Below are 726 nucleotides of genomic sequence, written 5' to 3'. Positions count from 1 at the left end.
TGGTGGTGGTGGGTGAGTTTGTGTCGTCGGGGGTGGTGGAGTCGGTGGGGTGGGATTTTTCGCGGGTGGAGGATTCGCGGCATGCGAAGCGGGTGCCGGGGGTGTTGGTGGTGGTGTTGGGTGGTGTGCGGTATGAGTTGTTGACGTTTGTGGATCATGGGGCGTTGGTGGTGGTGTTTGCGGATGCGACGACGGGGGTGGAGTCGCATGCGCCGGGGCGTTTTTTGCGGTTGGAGGGTGTGGTGGGGTCGGGTCCGGTGGTGGTGGATTTTAATCGGGCGTTTATTCCGCCGTGTGGTTTTTCTGATTTTTTTAATTGTCCGTTGCCGCCGGCGCAGAATCGGTTGGGTGTGGCGGTGCGTGGTGGGGAGCGGCATGTGGTGTGGTTGGGTGAGGGTGGTTTGGGTTCTGTGGTGGGGGGTGTGTGAGGTGGTGTCTTTTTCGTGTCGGGCGTTGACGGAGTCGTGTCGGGGTGTGTTGGGGTCGGCGGAGCATGTGTGTGTGGGGGTGTCGCCGTTTAATGGGTATTTTCATCAGCGTCGGGTGACGGAGTTGGTGGGGTGGGCGGTGTCGTCGTTTCCTCGGGTGAGTTTTTTTGTGCCTGATGTGTCGGCGGTGCATACGTTGGTGGCGTTGGGTTATGAGGAGGGGCGGGCGCGGGTGAAGGCGCGTCGTCAGGGGCGGTATGTGGTGAATAAGGTGCGGACGGGGTTGCGTGAGGTGGGA

The 726-nt window shown here is 61.2% G+C and carries 2 protein-coding genes; both read left to right on the top strand.

Translation table 11 applies throughout. From position 1 onward, the window contains the following. A partial coding sequence (locus tag KEM60_RS14175; protein ID WP_219108365.1) for a DUF1684 domain-containing protein occupies positions 1–428 on the top strand: 428 nt, incomplete at its 5' end. Between the two features lies 1 nt (position 429). Next, a partial coding sequence (locus KEM60_RS14170) for a tRNA-dependent cyclodipeptide synthase (protein WP_219108364.1) occupies positions 430–726 on the top strand: 297 nt, incomplete at its 3' end.

It is taken from the genome of Austwickia sp. TVS 96-490-7B, assembly GCF_019331795.1.
GTDB lineage: Bacteria > Actinomycetota > Actinomycetes > Actinomycetales > Dermatophilaceae > Austwickia.
The sequence above is the reverse complement of the archived record's forward strand: the minus strand, read 5'-3'. Positions and strand labels throughout refer to the sequence as shown.